13 protein-coding genes are annotated in these 16,322 nt (G+C 63.2%); 10 read left to right on the forward strand and 3 right to left on the reverse strand.

Annotation, left to right across the window (positions count from 1 at the left end; translation table 11 throughout):
* The first annotated feature begins 126 nt into the window (after window positions 1-126).
* The 10 genes from ACOSV0_RS12055 to ACOSV0_RS12100 all read left to right on the forward strand — a co-directional run bounded on the left by ACOSV0_RS12055 (window position 127) and on the right by ACOSV0_RS12100 (window position 13,807).
* On the forward strand, window positions 127-378 hold the full coding sequence (locus ACOSV0_RS12055) for an acyl carrier protein (protein WP_434106413.1): 252 nt from the start codon (window positions 127-129) through the stop codon (window positions 376-378).
* Window positions 375-1,673, forward strand: a complete 1,299-nt coding sequence (locus ACOSV0_RS12060) for an acyl-CoA dehydrogenase family protein (RefSeq protein WP_434106414.1) — start codon at window positions 375-377, stop codon at window positions 1,671-1,673. Before ACOSV0_RS12055 ends, ACOSV0_RS12060 begins: the two co-directional genes overlap by 4 nt.
* A gap of 1 nt (window position 1,674) precedes the next feature.
* Window positions 1,675-2,739, forward strand: coding sequence for an amino acid--[acyl-carrier-protein] ligase (locus tag ACOSV0_RS12065; protein ID WP_434106415.1), 1,065 nt, complete (start codon window positions 1,675-1,677; stop codon window positions 2,737-2,739).
* Window positions 2,736-3,797, forward strand: coding sequence for a DUF1839 family protein (locus ACOSV0_RS12070; RefSeq protein ID WP_434106416.1), 1,062 nt, complete (start codon window positions 2,736-2,738; stop codon window positions 3,795-3,797). Before ACOSV0_RS12065 ends, ACOSV0_RS12070 begins: the two co-directional genes overlap by 4 nt.
* A gap of 30 nt (window positions 3,798-3,827) precedes the next feature.
* Window positions 3,828-6,398: a glycosyl hydrolase 2 galactose-binding domain-containing protein gene (locus ACOSV0_RS12075; RefSeq protein WP_434106417.1), complete on the forward strand. Its 2,571-nt coding sequence runs from the start codon at window positions 3,828-3,830 to the stop codon at window positions 6,396-6,398.
* 631 nt (window positions 6,399-7,029) lie between these two features.
* On the forward strand, window positions 7,030-7,764 hold the full coding sequence (locus tag ACOSV0_RS12080) for a Crp/Fnr family transcriptional regulator (protein ID WP_325044668.1): 735 nt from the start codon (window positions 7,030-7,032) through the stop codon (window positions 7,762-7,764).
* Between the two features lie 45 nt (window positions 7,765-7,809).
* Window positions 7,810-9,195, forward strand: coding sequence for an undecaprenyl-phosphate glucose phosphotransferase (locus ACOSV0_RS12085; protein WP_434106418.1), 1,386 nt, complete (start codon window positions 7,810-7,812; stop codon window positions 9,193-9,195).
* 2 nt (window positions 9,196-9,197) lie between these two features.
* Window positions 9,198-10,151, forward strand: a complete 954-nt coding sequence (locus tag ACOSV0_RS12090; RefSeq protein ID WP_434106419.1) for a glycosyltransferase family 2 protein — start codon at window positions 9,198-9,200, stop codon at window positions 10,149-10,151.
* A 42-nt stretch (window positions 10,152-10,193) separates the two neighbouring features.
* A complete protein-coding gene (locus tag ACOSV0_RS12095) occupies window positions 10,194-11,390 on the forward strand; it encodes a polysaccharide biosynthesis/export family protein (RefSeq protein ID WP_434106420.1) in 1,197 nt (398 codons plus the stop codon).
* Between the two features lie 26 nt (window positions 11,391-11,416).
* Window positions 11,417-13,807, forward strand: a complete 2,391-nt coding sequence (locus ACOSV0_RS12100; RefSeq protein ID WP_434106421.1) for a polysaccharide biosynthesis tyrosine autokinase — start codon at window positions 11,417-11,419, stop codon at window positions 13,805-13,807.
* A 175-nt stretch (window positions 13,808-13,982) separates the two neighbouring features.
* On the opposite strand, the gene ACOSV0_RS12105 is transcribed toward ACOSV0_RS12100, so the two are convergent.
* The 3 genes from ACOSV0_RS12105 to ACOSV0_RS12115 form a co-directional block, all read right to left on the reverse strand.
* Window positions 13,983-14,405, reverse strand: a complete 423-nt coding sequence (locus ACOSV0_RS12105) for a helix-turn-helix domain-containing protein (RefSeq protein ID WP_434106422.1) — start codon at window positions 14,403-14,405, stop codon at window positions 13,983-13,985.
* Window positions 14,402-14,701: a type II toxin-antitoxin system HigB family toxin gene (locus ACOSV0_RS12110; protein WP_434106423.1), complete on the reverse strand. Its 300-nt coding sequence runs from the start codon at window positions 14,699-14,701 to the stop codon at window positions 14,402-14,404. Before ACOSV0_RS12110 ends, ACOSV0_RS12105 begins: the two co-directional genes overlap by 4 nt.
* A gap of 256 nt (window positions 14,702-14,957) precedes the next feature.
* Window positions 14,958-16,175: a glycosyltransferase family 4 protein gene (locus ACOSV0_RS12115; protein WP_434106424.1), complete on the reverse strand. Its 1,218-nt coding sequence runs from the start codon at window positions 16,173-16,175 to the stop codon at window positions 14,958-14,960.
* Window positions 16,176-16,322: the final 147 nt, after the last annotated feature.

Raw genomic sequence — 16,322 nt, forward strand, 5'->3', positions numbered from 1 at the left:
CCGTTCCGCCATCAGACGTGCCGCGATAACGCCGCGCACCGCGATAAACGCCAAAAACGACGACGTCCGTTCGTTTTACGACAGCAACATCCGAGAGACCGTTGACCAACAAGGGGGCACCTCAACATGAAAACCGCACTGCGACGCATCCTTTCCGAATCGGCCCGCCTCGACGTCCCGCCGGACACCCTGGCTGACGACGCCGATCTGTACGCCGCGGGCCTGTCCTCGCTCGCCACCGTGCATCTGATGCTGGCGATCGAAGATGAATTCGACATTGAAATTCCGGACCGCATGCTGACGCGCCGCCTGTTCTCCAGCATCGATTCGATGGCCGCAGCGGTCGTCGAACTGCAACAGGCGAAGGCGGCAGCATGAACGCCCCGTTGCTGGACACGGCCGCCGTGGCGGCTCCGCTCGCCGCCACCGATGCGGTTCAAGCCGACGGCGCGGCGGTCCTGCTGAGCGCGGTGGAGAACGAACCGGGCTGGCGCGCCGCGGCGCAGCGCTGCGCCGCCGTGGCCGCGCAATTCGCCGATGCGGTGGACCGCGAAGCACGCTTTCCCAGCGAGGCTTTCGACGCGCTCAAGCACGAAAATTTGCTGTCGGCGATGGTGCCGGCCGAGTTCGGCGGTGCGGGGCTCTCGCTCGCGGATGTCGCCGCGATTTGCGAAACGCTCGCACAGGGCTGCGCCTCCACCGCGATGGTGTATGCGATGCATCAGATCCAGGTGGCCTGTATCGAAGCGCACGGCAGCGAGTCAACGTGGCATCGACAGTTGCTCGTGCAACTGGTCGAGCGTCAATGGCTGCTGGCTTCGGCGACTTCTGAAGAGACGATTGGCGGCAATATGCGCACCAGCGCCTGCTCGGTCGAACTCGAAGGCGAGCCGGACACGCAGCGCTTTCGCATCGAAAAGCTCGCGCCGACGATCTCGTACGGCGCACACGCCGACGGGATTCTGGTCACCGCGCGCCGCACCGCCGAATCGGCTGCCGCCGATCAGGTGCTGATCGTCGCGTTACGCGAAGAAACACAACTGGAAAAACGCGGCGGCTGGGATTCGATGGGTATGCGCGGCACCTGCAGCGAGGGCTTCAGGCTCGTCGCCACGGGTCTCGCCGAACAGATCCTGCCGACACCCTTCGCCGATATCGCCGATCAGACCATGCTGCCGGTCTCGCACACGCTGTGGGCCTCGGTATGGACCGGTGTCGCCAGCGACGCGGTCAATCGCGCGAAAGCCTTCTTCCGCGCGCAGGCCCGCTCGAAACCCGGCTCGATTCCGCCGGCCGGCCTGCGTCTCGCCGAAGCGGTCGGCCTGCTGCAGATGATGCAGGCGCGCCTCTCCGTCGCGCTCGACGCGGCGCGCACCGCGCACCACGCGAAACACGGCGGCTGCCAGGCCGATGCGCCGCTCTCGGCCATGCTCGGCTTCGCCTCCGACATGAATACGCTGAAAACCAGCATCTCGACCACCGCACTGCAAGTCGTGCAGGAAGTGCTGATGATCTGCGGCATGGCGGGCTACAAGAACGGTACGGAATACAGCGTGGGACGGCATCTGCGCGACCTCTACTCCGCACCGCTGATGATCAACAACGACCGTATCGCGCAGAACACGGCGAGCCTGTTGCTCGCGCAGCGTCCTGCCGCCCCGGGGAGAGCCTGACATGAACACGATGACCGATACCGCCGCGCTGGCCGCTGCCGCTCAGGAATCCACGGCGCCGGCTTTCCGCGACGAACTGCTGGCCGCCGGCCTGCTGATCGACACCGGCGAAAACGGCCTGTATGGCCGCAGCCAGGTTTTCGAAGACGTGGTGGAGCGTCTTAACGTGGCGATCACGCATCTCGGCGCCGACCAGCAGCCGGAAGTGCTGCGCTTTCCGCCCGCCATGCGCCGCACCGACTTCGAAGACAGCGAATATCTGAAGAGCTTTCCGAATCTCGCCGGCACGATCCACTCGTTCTGCGGCAACGACATGGGCCATCAGCGCCTGTTGCGCGCACTCGACGACGCGATGACCGAAAGCGACGACGATCGCAGCGAAGAATGGATGGCGCAGCAGAAACCGACCCGCGTGGTGCTCACGCCGGCCGCCTGCTATCCGATCTATCCGGTGATGGCGCGGCGCGGTCCGCTGCCCGCGAACGGCCGCACTATCGACGTGCTGTCGTATTGCTTCCGTCACGAGCCGTCGCTCGATCCCGGCCGCATGCAGATGTTCCGGCAGCGCGAATACGTGCGCCTCGGCAGCGCCGAACAGGTGATGGCGTTTCGTCAGATGTGGGTCGAACGCGGCTCGCTGCTGATTACCCTGCTGCAACTGCCGGTGGAAGTGGACCTCGCCAACGATCCGTTTTTCGGCCGCGGCGGCAAGATCGTCGCCGATAGCCAGCGTGCCCAGGCGCTCAAGTTCGAATTGCTGATTCCGGTGGCCGATCCGCGCGGCAAGACGGCGTGCCTCTCGTTCAACTATCACATGGACCACTTCGGCGCGATCTGGAAGATCGCCTGCGAAGACGGCGCGGTGGCGCATACGGGTTGCGTGGGCTTCGGCATGGAGCGCATTACGCTCGCGCTATTCCGTCATCACGGGCTCGACGTCAATGCATGGCCGGACGACGTGCGCGCGCTGCTGTGGGGCGACACCGAAGCACGCGTAACGCAAGGCATGGCGTCCATGCAAGCGGCTTCCACGGTGGCGGCAGAAGGCGCCGGAGACAGCGCATGAATCCATCCATGATCCCCTTGCCGAAGGGCGCGCAGTCCGCTTTCCCGATGCCCAGCCGGCTCGATCTGCCGGCTCAGAGCGGCACGGACACGCCCGCAATGCCGCTGCGTCAGCATGCACCGCACGCCCTGCATCAAGGTGAGCGCGTCTGGCAGGAAACCAATTGCTACGTCGATCTGTGGATCGAACTGCTGCACGGCTTCGGGCTCGATCCGCGCGCGGCGTTCGGTTTTACCGTCACGCAGGACTTCGAAGGCGATCAGTTCACGTTCTTCAAATTTCCGCTCGAAGACCTCGAGCGGCTGTACGGCACCCAGGTGCAGGAACTGGCGATCTACGACTCGCTCGAAGCCCGCGTGCTCGCACAGACCCTGCGCGGCCATACCGTGCTGGTGGAAGTGGACGGCTATTACCTGCCGAATACGCGCGCCACGTCGTATCGGCGCGAGCATCCGAAAACCACGGTGGGAATCGACTTCATCGATCCGCCGGCACGCCGCCTCGGTTATTTTCACAACACCGGCTATCACCTGCTCGACGGCGTTGACTACGACGGCGTGTTTCGCAAACTGCCGCAATTCGCGCAGCAACCGGATCTGCTGTTTCCGTATGTTGAATTCGCCAAGCAGACGCGGCCTGCGCTGGAGGGCACCGCGCTCGCCGAAGCATCGGCGGAATTGTTGTGCGCGCATCTGGGCCGGCGGCCGCTGACCAATCCGATTTCGCAGTGGCGCGCGGCGTTTCCCGCGCATCTCGATACGCTGCTCGAACGCGGTGAGGCGTTCTTCCATCCGTACTCGTTCAACCTGATGCGGCAACTCGGCGCCAACTTCGAATTTCTCTCGAAGTATCTGTTGTGGCTCTCGGCACAAGGCTTCGAGATACCGGCGCCGATCCCGGCGGCGGCGCAGCGTATCGCGTCGGAGTCGATGGTGATGCAGTTCAGGCTCGTGCGGGCCATCGCGCGCGGGCGTCGCGATTCGTGTGAAGACTGCTTCGACGTGCTCGAAAGCGCCTATGAAAAGACGCTGCCGCCACTCGCCGCCCTCGTGCTGTGACGAGCTCGTTTCGAGCTTCAGGAAATCGCCGTGGACGCGCTGACGACTGACCGGATACCGGATGAAGGTGACGCGCTTGCGGCGGCTTCCGCGGAGATCCCTCAAGACCTCTGGCCGCAGCAACTCGATACAGGCTGGCAGTGCGTCAGCACGCCGGCCGGTGCATGCGCGTCACCCGCCGATCTACCCGCGCAAGGCTGGCTCGCCGCGCCGGTGCCCGGTACGGTGGCCGGCGCGCGCCGTGCCGCCAGCCTGCTGGACATGGCCAATCCGCCACCCCTCGCCTTCGACGATCACTGGTACCGGCTCACATTGACAGGCACGGGCCAACGCCGTTTGCGCCTGCACGGCCTCGCCACGCTCGCCGAAGTCTGGCTCGACGGTGTGAAGCGACTCGACTCCGATTCGATGTTCGTCGCGCACGATCTCGACGTCGAACTGCACGGCAGCGCAACGCTCGCGCTGTGCTTTCGCTCGCTGACTCCGGCGCTGGCGGCAAAGCGTTCGCGCGCCCGCTGGCGGCCGCGGCTCGTCACGCCATCCACCTTGCGCAACGTGCGCACCACGCTGCTCGGCCATATGCCCGGATGGTGTCCATCGGTGCAGGCAGTCGGACCATGGCGGCCGATTGAACTGTTGAGCGACGCGCCGCACGCATTCGACACGATTGATCTGACAAGCCGCCTCGAAGACGACGACGGCATTGTTTCGCTCACGCTACATTTCGTTCGTCCGCATGACGTCGACGCGTGTGCGGCCTCGTTGAATTGCGGTGGCTTTGTTTCGTCTTTGCAATGGCGTGATGCATATACACTGACCGGCAGTGTACGTGTCCCGCATGCAGAACGCTGGTGGCCGCACACGCACGGCAATCCCACTTTATATCCTCTGACGTTGCAGCTTGATGACGGACGCGCGAGTTCCCATGCTTTGGGATCGATCGGTTTTCGCAGCGTCGAAGTGGATCGCGGTGCGGACGGCGCAGGCTTCGCATTGCGCGTCAATGGCACGCCAGTGTTCTGCCGCGGCGCCTGCTGGACCAGCGCGGATCTCGTCACGCTGACCGGCACCGAGGCGCAACTGCGCCACACTTTCGCGCTCGCCCGCGATGCGGGAATGAACATGCTGCGGGTAGGCGGCACGATGGTGTACGAGTCCGACACCTTCTACGCACTCGCCGACGAGTACGGTCTGCTCATCTGGCAAGACTTCGCGCTGGCGAATTTCGACTACCCGAACGATGCCGCCTTCAGCGCTTCCATCGAGCGCGAAGCGACACAGTTTCTGACCCGCACGCGGCGCTTTGCCTCGCTCGCGGTGCTATGCGGCGGCAGCGAAGTCGACCAGCAGGCCGCCATGTTCGGCCTGCCCGCTTCGATGCGCGCGCAACCAGTATTTACCGGACAACTGCCTGCCATCGTCACGCGAGAACGGTCAGACGTACCGTATGTGAGCAATTCGCCCTCGGGCGGCGCGTGGCCGTTTTCAACTAACGAGGGCGTGACGCATTACTACGGCGTGGGTGCCTATCAACGCCCGCTCGACGACGTGCGCCGCTCGCAGGTACGTTTCGCCGCCGAATGCCTGGCCTTCGCCAACGTGCCCGACGCCGCCACCTTGCACGACGCGCTCGGCACGATCCACCTGCACGACCCGCGCTGGAAAGCGGCCGTGCCGCGCGACCCCGGAGCCGGCTGGGATTTCGACGACGTGCGCGACCACTATCTTCAGACGCTCTACGGTATCGAGCCGGCACGGCTGCGTTACGAAGACCCTGAGCGCTATCTGGATCTGTCACGCGCGGTGGTCGCCGACCTGATGGCGGACGTGTTCGCCGAATGGCGGCGCACCGGTTCGACGTGCGGCGGCGCGCTGGTCTGGCAACTCCAGGATTTGCGCCCCGGCGCAGGCTGGGGCTTGATCGACGCCACAGGACGGCCTAAAAGCGCCCTGCACGGGCTCGCGCGCACGCTGCAACCCATCCAGATGGTCATCACCGACGAAGGCCTCAACGGCCTCGATATTCATCTGCTGAACGAACGTGCGGAACCGTTGCATGCGCAACTGGATCTGGTCTGCCTGCGCGACGGCAGCGTCAAGGTCGCGTCGGCCAGCCGCGCGGTCGAACTGGCGCCGCGCAGTACGCAGCGGATCGGCGCGGCCGCGTGCCTCGGCCAGTTTTTCGACTTCACGCACGCCTACCGTTTCGGCCCGCGTGCTCACGACGTCACGATTGCGACACTGCGCGACCCGGCAAGCGGCCGGATCGTTTCAGAAGCGATTCATCTGCCGGAGCGGCAGGCCGGCGAACGTCACGACCTCGGCCTGGCAGTCCGCACCGAGCGCACCGCCGACGGCTGGCAACTGATCATCGAAACGAAGCGCTTTGCCCGCTTCGTTCATATCATTGACACGCATTATCGTGCCGCACACGACTGGTTTCATCTGCCGCCGGACCGGCCCTGTATCGTGCCGCTCGTCGCCATTGAGAAACTCGTTGCGCACGCATCCAACGCGGCGTTTAAAGCTGACGCAACATGCACGGCACCCGCCGGCGAAGTACGCGCGATCAATGCGATATCCGCCACCTTCTACGGCTGATTGTCGCGCCTGAACTAGCCTCTCTCCGGCAAGCCGCATAAAACCTCGCTCCGCGCGAAGCCACCTGTCTGGTCCGCGGAACCACTGTTGGTTCTTTTCCGACTCACCCATCGTCAAAAATAGACGCTTCGTACGGCAGCGTACGCAGCGTATGGAACACATCTGAATCAAATCCGACACAACTCGGACGGCCCCCGATAACGCGCACAGCGGGGCTATTTCATCTCTGAGACACCCGCTGCAAAGCTATGCGGATCAGCTACTAACCCAATCCGATCAAGGACTTGGCTCGAATAAAAATACCCTCCGAAGAAGGTGTGGGTTAAGCAGGCGTTGTACAGAATTGAAACAAAAAGCCACATTTGATTTCCTGCATCGCCCAAGCATTATTCGCTGCGCCGCACCAGCACTCGTTTTCCCTATGGCTGGCACGCTCCTCGCTAAAGAGAAAGCGCAACATCGCGTCGCCGCAACGAGATCTACAAAGACAGTAGCGACGCATCAGGCCAATACGGGGCCGTTCCTGTTCATCCTTTGCTGCTCGCCAGGCGGCAGGTCGTCTATTCAGGGATGCAGGCATCGGATCAAAAACACGAAGTCACGCAGCGCGCGGCTTCAGCGAGGACCGATCATGTTGACACTTCAATCAGATCTGCACGGCAACCATTTGCTCGGCGCACTACCGTCACACGAATGGCAAGCACTTGCCCCTCATCTCGAACTGGTTCATCTGCGCACTGAGCAGTTGCTGTGCGATTCCGGTCAACGCATCCATCACGTCTACTTCCCGACCACCGCAATCATCTCGATGCTCTCGACGATGGAAGACGGCAGCTCGGTCGAAATCGCCGCGGTCGGCCGCGAAGGCATGACCGGCGTGCCCGTGCTTACCGGCGGCGAAACCATGCCGAACCGCGTGCAGGTGCAATGCGCCGGCTTCGCCTACCGGATGAGCGCACAGGCGCTCAAGCAGCAATTCGCGCGCTCCGACTTCCTGCGCCGCCTGATGCTGCTGTATATGCACGCCCTGCTCACGCAAGTCGCGCAAACCGCGGCCTGCAATCGCCACCACGCGTTGAACAAGCAGTTGTGCCGGTGGCTCCTGATCGAAGTGGACCGCGTGGCCTCGAACGAGCTGACGGTTACCCAGCAACTGATCGCCGACATGCTCGGCGTACGCCGCGAGGGCATCACCGAAGCGGCCGGAAAGTTGCACGACGAAGGCCTTATCCATCACAGCCGCGGCCACATCAGGATCCTCGATCGCAAAGGTCTCGAAGCCCGCGCCTGCGAATGCTACGGCCTCGTCAAGCGCGAATTCGACCGCCTGCTGCCGCGTCTGCGTCAGGCCGAAACCGTCGAGTAAGCAGTCAACCAGAGGCTGCATCGTTCGATTAGAGGAAAGATCATCATGTTCAGGAATACTGCGCGATGTCTCGACGCACTCTTTGTGATTGCGGGCGGGCTGCTCGCTCACGGCATGCGTTTTTCGACGCCGATCGCGTTGTCGGATACCGAGCGCCTTCTGATCGCCTTCAATTGCGTGCTCGTGCTGCTGATGTTTCCCGGCTTCGGCGTCTATGAAACGTGGCGCGGCAAGGCGCTGCCTTCCATGCTGCTGAGAGTTGCCGCCGCCTGGCTGGTGGTGGTGGCCGCCGCCCTCGTGCTGGCGTTCACCTTGCACCGCATGGATGCCGTTTCGCGGCTGTGGTTCGGTTACTCGACGCTGATCTCCGGCGCCCTGATCATTCTCACCAAGTGCCTCGTGCACGTGGCCTTGCGCAGCGTGCGCCGGCGCGGCATGAACTTCCGCACGGTCGCGATCGTCGGCGCACCCGGTTTTTCGCGCACGCTGCTCGCACATCTGGACCGTGCGCCGCAAGCCGGCTTCAAACCGGTCTGCGTCTTCGACACCAGTATCGAAGCGGCCGGCACGTACGGCGCGCGTCTCAATCGCCTGCCGGTGCTGACCGATCTGAATGCGTTCGCCGCCAGAGTGCGCGAAGAACACGTGAACGAAGTGTGGCTCGCGTTGCCGCTTTCTGAAGAACATATGATTTATCGCTTCACGCGTATGTTCAGACATGACTTCGTGAATTTGCGCTTCATCCCCGATGTGCGCAGCCTCTCGCTGTTCAACCACGCGCTGGTCGATGTCGTCGGTTTACCGACGCTCAATCTGAACGCCACGCCCGTCTCGCCGCCGCAGATGTGGCCCAAGCTGATCTTCGACCGCCTGTTCGCGGCGGCCGCGCTGCTGGCGCTCGCGCCCGTGTTCATCGTGCTCGCGATCGCCATCAAGCTGAGCTCGCCAGGCCCCGTGTTCTTCCGCCAGACCCGCAAAGGCGTGGACGGCCAGCCGTTCGCGATCTACAAGTTCCGTTCGATGACCGTGCACCACGAAGCGCACGGCCAGGTCACGCAGGCCTCGCGCAACGACGCGCGCGTCACGAAACTCGGCGGCTTCATGCGCCGCACCAGTCTCGACGAACTGCCGCAATTCCTGAACGTGCTGCTCGGCCAGATGTCGGTGGTCGGCCCGCGTCCCCACGCGGTCGAACACGACGATCTCTACAAGGACCAGGTGTACGGCTATATGAACCGCTACCGGATCAAGCCGGGCATCACCGGCTGGGCGCAGGTGAACGGCTATCGCGGCGCCACCACCAAGGTCGAAAAGATGGAGGCGCGCGTGAAGTTCGATCTCTTCTACATCCATAACTGGTCGTTCTGGTTCGACATGAAAATCGTGTTCGCGACGATTTTCAAGGGCTTCGTCGGCCGCAACGCATTCTGACCATGCCACTCCGGGAACCGTTCGTGAAAGTCTCCGTGATCGTGCCGACGTACCGGCGCACCGCCGATCTCGCACGCTGCCTCGCGGCACTCGATGCGCAGGAGCGGCGCGCCGACGAAGTGATCGTGATCGCTCGCCACGACGATTACGCGACACTCGACTGGCTGCGCACGCGCGAGACGAACCGGCCCGACTCGCGCCGCTGGATCGTACTGGTGCACAAGCCGGGCGTGGTCGCGGCCTACAACCTCGGCATCGACAGCGCCAGCGGCGACGTGCTCTGCTTTACCGACGACGACGCCGCGCCGCATTCCGACTGGATCGCGCGGATTGCCCGCGCGTTCGAGAGCGATCCCGCACTCGGCGGCCTGGGCGGACGCGACATCGTGCATGAACGCAATGGCATCCTGCAGGGGCAGAAGCCGCGCGTGGGCCTCGTACGCTGGTACGGCCGGACTATCGGCAATCATCATATCGGCCACGGCGCGGCACGCGAAGTTCAGGTGCTCAAAGGCGTCAACATGGCGTTTCGCCGCGAAGCGATCGGCACGCTGCGCTTCGACCCGCGTTTGCGCGGCACCGGCGCGCAGGTCCACTGCGAGATGGCCTTCAGTCTGGACGTGCAGCGGCGCGGCTGGACCCTGATTTACGACCCGTCGCTGCTGGTGGAGCACTTCCCGGCCCAGCGCAGCGACGAAGACCAGCGCTTCACATTTAACGACGCAGCTTTCTATAACGCGTCATTTAATCTCCGACTCATCATGTGCGAATACCTGACGCCACCCGGCCGATGGGCGTTCGTCGTTTACTCGACGCTGATCGGCGATCGTGCGGACCCGGGGTTCCTGCGCGCATTGTCGTTGGCATTCGAGCGCGGCGGCGTGGCACTCGCGCTTCGCAAATGGAGAGTCGGTTTACGCGCAATGCGCGGGGCATGGCAGGAGGCGGTGCGCTGACCGATCAGATCAGCGCGCCGCTTCACGCGAGGGACCACCAAAATGACTATCAAAACAATTGCCGCAGGGCTCGCGGCCGCATCTCTGTGCGCCTGTACGCTGGCGCCAGGGCCCTATCTGGACACCAAGCGGCTGGAGCCGCCTGCTCCGCCGGAGCAGACCGCGGAGAAGTTTCCCGTGCATACGATCGACGTCGGCTATTTTCGCCAGCAACGCGCGGCCGCCGTCCCGGCCGTCTGCCCGCTGTCGTGCCTGACTGCGAAGACGCGTGGCGCTTACGACTACCGGCTCGGCGTCGGCGACCAGTTGAGCATCATCGTCTGGGATCACCCGGAACTGACCGGCGGCGGCGCGGGCGTGAATGTGCCCCCGCTTCCCTCCGCCAGCAGCGGCACAACGCCCTCGCCCGGACCCACGCAGACGCAAGGCGCGACACCGATCGCACCGACGCTGACGGGCGGCGGCGAAGGCGGGCTGACCGTGCGGGTCGCCAATAACGGCACGATCTTCTTCCCGCGCGTAGGCCGAATCAAAGTGCTCGGCATGACCGCGCAGCAAGTGCAGGAGTCGCTGACGAGGGGCCTTTCGCGGACCATTCGCAATCCTCAGCTCGATGTGCGCGTATCGGGCTTCAACAGCCAGTCGGTGCAGGTGACCGGCAATCTGCGCACGCCCGCCTCCGAAGCGATTACCGATACGCCGCTGACCGTGCTCGACGCGATCAATCGCGCGGGCGGCGCGCTGCCCGACGCGGATCTGCAGAACGTCGGCGTGACCCGCGACGGCAAACGCTACACGGTCGATGTCGCCGCGCTGCTCGAAACCGGCGATCCGCAACAGAACGTACTGCTGAAAGACGGCGACATCATCGACGTGCCGGACCGCTCGAACAGCCGCGTTTTCGTGCTCGGCGAAGTGAACAAACCGACCTCGCTGCCGATGAACCGCGGCCGCCTGACGCTCGCCGATGCACTGACCGGCGCCGGCAGCCTCGACGTCAAAACCGGCGATCCGCGCTTCGTATACGTGGTGCGCGGCGCCGACAAGACGCTCACGCCCGACGTCTATCAGCTCGACATGACCCAGGTCGACGCGTTGATGCTGATGACCAAGTTCGAACTACAACCTAAGGATGTGGTGTACGTGCAGGTCTCGAGCGCGGCACGCTTTAACCGCGCACTCGAACAGATCACGCCGACTCTGCAATCCATCTTCTACACGGTCCAGTTGGGCCGTTAAAAAAACGCTCGCGACGGAGTATCCCTATGAGTACGTACGATATGCTGGATCACGGACCCGCGCCCAGCAGCGACGAGGATGCCGTGATGCGCGACTTGCTGCGCATGATCATGGACCAGATCTGGTGGGTGATCGGCATTGCCGGTTGCGTGATTCTCGCTGCGGTGATCTATACGAAGATTGCCACGCCGATCTATTCCGCCGACGCGCTGCTTCAGGTCGACGCCCAGAGCAACAACATCGGCTCGCAAGCGCAGACCGCGCTGTCGCTGATGCCGTCGATCGGCCCGATGCGCACCGACGCGGAAATCGAAATCATCAAGAGCCGCGCGGTGGTCGAGCCGGTGGTCGAGCAATTCAAGCTGAACTTCAGCACGTCTGCGAAGACCATGCCGGTGCTCGGCAAGATTTCGTCGTGGTTCGCACATCCTGGCCATCCGCTCGGCGCCGCGTTCGGTATGAACTCGTATGCCTGGGGCGGTGAGCAGTTCGAGGTCGAGTCGATCACGGTGCCGAAATCGCTGGAAGGCGCGCGTCTGACACTGCGCGTGCTCGATTACGGCCGTTTTGAAGTAACCGACTCGCTCGGCAAGCAGATCCTCACCGGCGTGGCGGGTCAGCAGGCAAGCGGCAACGGCGTCACGCTGTTCGTCAAAACGCTGGTGGCCCGTCCCGGCACCGAGTTCTACGTGACGCGCTTCAACCAGCTCGACGCCGTCGCCGGACTCTCTTCCAGTTTGCAGGTCGGCGAAAAAGGACGCGACACCGGCGTCGTACAACTGTCGTACATGGGCGCCGATCCGCACGCGATCACCGCGATCACCAATGCGGTGGCGGCGTCGTATCTGGCGCAACGCACCGAACGCGCGCAGGAAGAAGCGAGCCATATGCTGAGCTTCCTGAACAGCGAGTTGCCGCGCCTGCGCGCCGAAGTGAAAAAGACCGAGACCGCGTTGTCGGAGTATCAATCGAAAGCCGGCTCGTTCCAACCGACTCAGGAAGCCGGGGTCTATCTCGCCGGTGGTCTCGACTACGAGAAGCAGATCGCGACGCTACGCATCCAGCGCGCGCAACTGCTGCAGCGCTTCACTGAGGAAAGCCCGGAAGTGCAGCAGGTGGACGCGCAACTGGCGGCGATGTCGCGCGAAAAGGCCCGCTTCGAGGACCACTTCAGCACGCTGCCGAGCTCCGAACGCAACGCCCTCTCCTTGCAGCGCGACGCGAAGGTTGCCGAGGAAATCTATGTGGCATTGCTGAACAAAACCCAGGAGCTGTCGATTTCGCGTGCCGGCACGATCGGCAACGTGCATATCATCGACGAAGCGCTGCTGCCGTCCCAGCCGGTGCGGCCCAAGTCGGTGCTGATCATTTCGGCGGGCACGCTGCTCGGCATCATCGCGGGCATCCTGTTCGCGTTCTGCCGCCGCACGTTCTTTACCGGCGTGGCCGACCCAGAGTTCGTCGAGCGGCGGTTCCAGTTGCCGATCTTCGGCTCGATCGCCTTCAGCCCGGAACAGGCGCGCAGCGACCGGCAGTTGAGCGCCGCGCGCGCCGCGGCGCTGCCCAGTCCACGGTCGACGCCGACCGAGGTGTCGGCGCAGTCGTCGGGCATGACGCGAATGCTTCGACCTGGTTCAGCGGCAGGTCGCCAGGACAAGGTGCAGGTCGGTACGCAAACCGTCGTTGCGTCGGGCAAGATTCCCATGCGGCCGCTGCTGGTGAAGACCCATCCGTACGACTCGACGGTGGAGAGCCTGCGCGGATTGCGCGCCACCCTGCAATTCGGCTTGATCGACGCACCCAACCGCATCGTGGCGATCACCAGCCCGGCGCCCTCCGACGGCAAAAGCTTTCTGTGCGCGAACCTGGCTGCACTGATTGCGGAATCGGGCAAACGCGTGCTGCTGATCGACGCCGATCTGCGGCGCGGCCGCCTCGCGCAGTATCTCGGCCGCTCGCCCAGCGGTGGCTTGACCGAGCTGCTGACGGGTCAGGTCGATCTGGAGGTTGCGGCTCGCGCCACGGGCGTGGATGGTTTGCACTTCATCGCGACGGGCGCTTATCCGCCGAATCCGTCCGAGATTCTGACGTCGTCGCGCTTCGGTGAAATCCTTGCGCGCTTCGAGCAGGAATTCGATCTGGTGATCGTCGATACGCCGCCGCTGCTGGCGGTGGCCGACGCGGCGGTGATTGCCCATATTGCCGGGTCGACGGTGCTGGTGATGCGGGCCGGCGCGCATACGGAAGGCCAGGTGGCGGAGGCGCTGAAGAAGTTGCGGCGCGCCCGGGCTCGGGTGGTGGGCGGTGTGATGAACGCGGTGCCGCTCAAGAGCCACAACAAGAATGGCACGTATGACTACGCGTACGCGTACACCTATTCCGCCAGCGATCCGCTCGATACTCACGGACCGCGGTAGACCGGGTTAAGGGTAGGAAAAACGGCCGTACAACGCGGCCGTACGACGAGGCTATACAAAGAGGTTGTACAAAGAGGTTGTACAAAGCAAAAAGGGCTGTGCCGGATCGAGGCACAGCCCTTTTGCTTTGGTGTGAGGTTCAGGTAGGTGGAACGGCAGCGCGGCTGCGCCACCGTTACAGAAACGCGCTGACGTCGGTATGAAAACGCACGGCCAGCGCCTTCGCCACCTTTTTGCTGATGGCGCGCCGGCCCGCGAGAATATCGCTCACCACGGTGGGCGATGCGATACCGATCAGATCCTTCTGCTTGAGCCCGTGTGTCTCCAGCAGATGCCGCAGCACCTCGCGCGGCTCCGCTTTCGGGATCGTCACGTTGTGCGCTTCCCAGCTTTCGATCAGGTCCGTGACGATCGCGAACAGATCGGCCAGCGGGTCCTCCTCGTTGCCGTTCAGGTGATCGGCAAGCGCGTTGGCGAGCCGCACCATTTTCTGATAGTCCTGCTCGTTGCGAATGGGCGTGATCGGCAATTGGGTTTGCAGTGCAGCCCAGGTTTGAGCGATGTCGGGAAAGGCTCCCGGAAGGCGATCGGCATTCATGAGTTTAAATTCTTCCTCGTCCAAAGGTCGTATTCCGCATGCGTCAATACATGACGAACGAATAACGACTGCCTGTTGTAGTGAATCGCCGCGATGATCCGGAACCGGTTGCCGCCTACATCGAAAACGGTGTATTGCGGCGGCACGTAGTCCGCGCCCGCGAACGTCTGCTTCAGGTCGTTATAGCCATACGCGAGGCAAGCCTGCGCCAGTGAGTACCACGTCAACAGCGCACTGCGCGCCTCCGGATGTCGCTTTATAAAGTCCAGTAATGCTTTCTTCGAAATGACCCGCATCGTATTTCCTCACACGTACACGCGCACTGAACATGCACGCTCTACCTGCAAGGCTAAAGGGATGGGATCGACACCGGTAGTCAGCCGGACGGCATAGTCCGAACCGCTAACGGCATCTTGCTGCGGTGAGACAAATTCATTTTATTCGCATCTTGAGAAGTTCGCGAGATGCGAATAAAGAGATATTCGATCGTACTTTGCACTCCTTTCGTGAGCTCACGCCATCGTGTCACGGATGCACGCGAACCCGCCCGCGTCAGCGTCCCCAACTGCCGCCCGGCACGCGTTCCGCTGGCCATGCGAGGTCTTCAGCGACCAGATCGTGTTCGACCCGCTCGACCGCGGCCACCCGCAGACGCCAACCCGACGCCGCGATCGTGCGTGTCACCTCGGCCATGAAGGCGCGCCGGAAAATCGCCGCGGAAAAACGTTCGGCATTCGCGCGGCATGCCGCGGGGGTGATCTGGTCACGCTGCCGTTCGAAGCGGTCGATCGCGTCGAGCATCGACACGACTGTTTGGCGTGCGAAATACACGCCGGTAGGATGCGCCTCGCCGATCGGTATCACCGTTTCGAGCGCCCCACCCTTGCCGAACGCAATGACCGGCGTACCGCATGCCTGCGCTTCGAGCGCGACGATGCCGAAATCCTCTTCGGCAGCGAACACGAAGGCGCGCGCGCGTTGCAGATGATCCTTGAGAACCTTGAACGGCTGATAGCCGAGGATCGTCACATTCGGACCGGCCTTGGCGCGAATCGCCGCCATCTCCGGTCCATCGCCGATCACGATCAGCTTGCGGTGCGGCGTTGCGTTGAAGGTTTCGACGATCAGCTCGATGCGCTTGTACGGCACCATGCGCGAGGCGGTCAGATAGAAGTCTTCCTTGTGCGTGCAGAGTTCGAATTTGTGCACGTCGACGGGAGGCGGAATGACCGCGGCATCGCGCCGGTAAGTTTTCATCACACGTCGCGCAACGAATTGCGAATTCGCGATCAGCCGGTCGACACCGTTCGCCGAGTGCGAATCCCAGCCGCGCAAATAGTGAAGCAATGCACGCACGGCCCATGACTTCGGCCCGCGCGTCAGCTTCGCTTCGCGTAAATACTGGTGTTGCAGATCCCACGCGTAGCGCATCGGCGAATGCACGTAGCTCACGTGCGTCTGATCGGGGCCGACCAGCACACCTTTGGCGACCGCATAGGAACTTGTGATGACGAGGTCGTAGCCCGAGAGATCGAACTGCTCGATCGCCAGCGGCATCAACGGCAGATACGCGCGATAGCGACGCCGCGCAAACGGCAAGTGCTGGATGAACGACGTCGTGACAGGTTTCCCGCCTACGGGTCTGCGATCTTCGAGAAAATCGACGAGGCTGAAGAGATCGGCATCGGGAAAGCACTCGATGATCTGTTCGAGCACTTTCTCGGCGCCGCCGGGTGCGACGAGCCAGTCGTGCACGATCGCCACTTTCATGATCTCCCACCTATTAATAAACGACCCATGGCCATAGCAACGAGTGTATGTGCCGCATCATTTATGTTGCGTGCGTATGCCCACATTCGACGCGCGACAGTCCGCGAATAATGAGGACTCGCCATTCGCCTCTTGCGAATGGTGTGT

Origin of the sequence: Paraburkholderia caffeinilytica, from assembly GCF_051027425.1 — a bacterium.
In the GTDB taxonomy this organism is placed as follows: Bacteria; Pseudomonadota; Gammaproteobacteria; order Burkholderiales; family Burkholderiaceae; genus Paraburkholderia; species Paraburkholderia caffeinilytica_A.

Coding starts and splice junctions, on each gene's coding strand:
- ACOSV0_RS12055 (WP_434106413.1), top strand. CDS start 127: ATGAAAACCGCACTGCGACGCATCCTTTCCGAATCGGCCCGCCTCGAC.
- ACOSV0_RS12060 (WP_434106414.1), top strand. CDS start 375: ATGAACGCCCCGTTGCTGGACACGGCCGCCGTGGCGGCTCCGCTCGCC.
- ACOSV0_RS12065 (WP_434106415.1), top strand. CDS start 1,675: ATGAACACGATGACCGATACCGCCGCGCTGGCCGCTGCCGCTCAGGAA.
- ACOSV0_RS12070 (WP_434106416.1), top strand. CDS start 2,736: ATGAATCCATCCATGATCCCCTTGCCGAAGGGCGCGCAGTCCGCTTTC.
- ACOSV0_RS12080 (WP_325044668.1), top strand. CDS start 7,030: ATGTTGACACTTCAATCAGATCTGCACGGCAACCATTTGCTCGGCGCA.
- ACOSV0_RS12085 (WP_434106418.1), top strand. CDS start 7,810: ATGTTCAGGAATACTGCGCGATGTCTCGACGCACTCTTTGTGATTGCG.
- ACOSV0_RS12090 (WP_434106419.1), top strand. CDS start 9,198: ATGCCACTCCGGGAACCGTTCGTGAAAGTCTCCGTGATCGTGCCGACG.
- ACOSV0_RS12095 (WP_434106420.1), top strand. CDS start 10,194: ATGACTATCAAAACAATTGCCGCAGGGCTCGCGGCCGCATCTCTGTGC.
- ACOSV0_RS12100 (WP_434106421.1), top strand. CDS start 11,417: ATGAGTACGTACGATATGCTGGATCACGGACCCGCGCCCAGCAGCGAC.
- ACOSV0_RS12105 (WP_434106422.1), bottom strand. CDS start 14,405: ATGAATGCCGATCGCCTTCCGGGAGCCTTTCCCGACATCGCTCAAACC.
- ACOSV0_RS12110 (WP_434106423.1), bottom strand. CDS start 14,701: ATGCGGGTCATTTCGAAGAAAGCATTACTGGACTTTATAAAGCGACAT.
- ACOSV0_RS12115 (WP_434106424.1), bottom strand. CDS start 16,175: ATGAAAGTGGCGATCGTGCACGACTGGCTCGTCGCACCCGGCGGCGCC.